Source organism: Syntrophorhabdaceae bacterium (assembly GCA_028713955.1).
GTDB lineage: Bacteria > Desulfobacterota > Syntrophorhabdia > Syntrophorhabdales > Syntrophorhabdaceae > UBA5609.
Window position 1 is genome coordinate 1 of record JAQTNJ010000323.1, and the last position, 3,004, is coordinate 3,004.

A 3,004-nucleotide genomic window follows, 5' to 3' on the forward strand; every position below is an offset into this window, starting at 1 on the left:
CCTCCGTATCCGATTAATATAATACTGAAAAAGGCTACGTCAATGGCCTAAAATAACTTCATCTGCTTTTTCCGGCGTTTTTTTGTTTTATCAGGCACAATTGCTTTTTGCGTAAACATTTCAGGTATTTCCCTGATAAATGGTGACGGCTGCGGGGTTGTGTCCTTGCCATAAAGAAATCTGCGACGGGCATGAACGAGAAAGAGTTCCTCTTTTGCCCTCGTCATGCCGACATAGAAAAGTCTTCTCTCCTCCTCTATATCGTCACAACCATTCCGGAGGGTGTAGGGTATCAGGCCTTCTTCGACCCCCGTCAGGAAGAGGACCTTAAACTCAAGCCCTTTTGCCCCGTGAAGGGTCATAAGCGTAACGGCATCCGCCCGCGGGTCGAAATCGTCGAGGGGCGTGAGGAGGCTCAGCGTATTGAGGATATCGTTCAGAGTGGCCATCTTGCCGTCGGCAATATGCATCCTGATAAGATCTTCAAAGAACCGGTACGACAGACCAGCATCTTCAACGTCAAGTTCTTCGAGGACCTTCCCGACGAGGTCATTCACGGAGGTTGCTGCCGTCAGGACGGCCCCGTTGTTACTGCCGGTATACTCCCTGAGCCGCGCAATGATATCTGCAATGGTTTTGCCTTTTCCGTGATACCGGTTACCGAGTATCTGGTAGGGGATCCCCGACGTCTCGAAGACCTCTCCTATTGTTTCTGCCTGCGCGTTTGTCCTGAAGGCCACCGCAAAATCAGAGAAGCTGCAGGCGGTATCGGATGCGCCCTCTCCGTATCGGGGGTTCAGCAGTTGGTAGTGGCTCGTGCCGCCGATCCTTGTCTCGATCTCGTTGACGATAAATTCCCCTTCCGCCTTTTCGTCCGGCACGGAGACAACGGTGATCCGTTTCCCGTCCCCCCTGACGGGATCGAGCGTCCGTCCGATCCTGTGTATGTTGTTCCGGATCGCCATATCCGAAGCCCGGACTATGGTGGCCGTTGAGCGGTAATTATGGCTCAGGGTTATCCTCCCGGCACCGATAAAATCCTTTTCAAAATTCAGGAAATTCGATATATCGGCGCCCCTGAAGGCGTATATCGCCTGGTCTGAATCGCCGACAACGCAGATATTGCCCTTATCTCCCGCGAGGAGCCTTAAGAGCCTGTACTGTGCCGGGTTTATGTCCTGATATTCATCGACAATGATATACCTGAACCTGTCCCTGTACTTTCCGAGCAGGGCGTCGTTGCCCAGCATCTCTATCGGCGTGAGGATCAGGTCATCGAAGTCAAAGGCGTTCTTTTCGCGGAGCAATGATTGGTATTGTTCATAGACGGGCCGTATCTCACGGTCTGCGTCCGTTAAGAGATTTTTTATACGGGATATCCTTTCTGCTGCCTCCTGGGCCTTTCCGCCCTGATCCTTAAGTATGGTCTTCAAGAAGTTGATTTGCTCATTTCTTGCGTAGATTACAAAATCCTGTGGTGTATTGTCACGGATGATCGTCAGTCCCAGCATGTGAAACGTGCCGGTAAACACGGCGCCGGAATCCTTTCCAAGGAAGGTGCGGGTGCGCTCTTTCATCTCCTGTGCGGCGCGGTTCGTGAATGTTACGGCGAGGACATGCCCTGGTTGTACCCCCCGATAGATACAATAGGCTATCCTCCTGACGATGGTAAGGGTCTTCCCTGTGCCGGGACCGGCAACAACGATAACAGGGCCGTCAATGGCTGTTACTGCCTCCCGCTGCGACTCGTTTAGACCACTCAATATCCTTGTTTCAATGTCCATTTCCTTTCATATGTCTGATGAAGTGATCCATCCCCGAGACTGTTACCCTCTGTTTTATAGGGTACGATTCTTCTACGGGCGCGATGATCCATGCGTCATTGATCCGCATATCATCAAGGGCACCCCAGAATCCCCTTGAGAGATTCGGCGCTTTTGATGCCTTGATCTCTACGGCAACCCTTTTTGTACCTTTTGTCAGGATAAGATCGATCTCATTGCCGGATGATGTCCGGTAAAAAAGGCCTCTCCAATTCTGTAGTTCTGCCAGGATATTCTCCAGAACAAACCCCTCATAGGAGGCCCCGAAGACCGGATGTCCCATCAGTTCATTAAAGTTTTCTATTTCGAGTAAACTATGAAGCAGACCCGAATCCCTGATATACACCTTTGGTGATTTGATAATCCTCTTTTTAATATTTGGCTCATAGGGTTTGAGCGTACGGACGACAAAGGTCTGCTCGAGGAGGTCGATATAATTTCTGATAGTGTGGTATGAAACACCGAGGGACCCGGCAAGCTTGGAACTGTTTAAAAGCTGTCCCTGATTATGAGCGCACATTGTAAGAAATCTACGGAGTTTAAGGGCAGGTATGTTGACTCCGAGTTGAGGGATGTCCCGTTCTATGAAGGTGCGGATAAAGTTTTCTCTCCACCGGTTGCTTGTACTGTCATCAGGTGATAGGAGGCTGTCAGGATATCCGCCACGGAACCAATGGAAAGACAAGGCATAATTCCGCAGGTCTGCAACTTCTGTCATGACAAAAGGCGTTAATTCAATAAAGGATATTCTCCCGGCCAGCGATTCTGAGCTTTGACGTATCAAATCTCCCGATGCCGAACCAAGAATAATAACCCTGCTGGTTTTTCTGTAGCGGTCGATAAAGCTTTTCAGGACAGGAAACAGATCGGGTTTGCGCTGGATTTCATCGAGGCAGATGGTGTTTTCTTTGTTGGCATCAAAAAAAAGCTCAGGGTCATCGAGTTTTCTCAGATCTGCGGGGCTTTCGAGATCGAGATACAAAAAGTTCTTGATGTGTTTCCGAAGCATTTTTGCAAGGGTGGATTTTCCACACTGACGGGGGCCAAATATAGCGACAACAGGGAATGTACGGAGATCATTCAGAATGGTTGATTCCGCATTTCTTTTTATTAAGGTTTGCATATTAGAAGTATAACTTCTATTTTACAAACATTCAATCATTTTTTAGCATGGACAACCC

The 3,004-nt window shown here is 49.1% G+C and carries 2 protein-coding genes; both read right to left on the reverse strand.

Annotated features, from left to right (window positions below):
- Positions 1-47 precede the first annotated feature (47 nt).
- A complete protein-coding gene (locus PHU49_16470) occupies positions 48-1,784 on the reverse strand; it encodes a UvrD-helicase domain-containing protein (protein ID MDD5245604.1) in 1,737 nt (578 codons plus the stop codon).
- Positions 1,774-2,946: an ATP-binding protein gene (locus PHU49_16475; protein MDD5245605.1), complete on the reverse strand. Its 1,173-nt coding sequence runs from the start codon at positions 2,944-2,946 to the stop codon at positions 1,774-1,776. Before PHU49_16475 ends, PHU49_16470 begins: the two co-directional genes overlap by 11 nt.
- Positions 2,947-3,004: the final 58 nt, after the last annotated feature.

Coding starts and splice junctions, on each gene's coding strand:
- PHU49_16475 (MDD5245605.1), bottom strand. CDS start 2,946: ATGCAAACCTTAATAAAAAGAAATGCGGAATCAACCATTCTGAATGAT.
- PHU49_16470 (MDD5245604.1), bottom strand. CDS start 1,784: ATGGACATTGAAACAAGGATATTGAGTGGTCTAAACGAGTCGCAGCGG.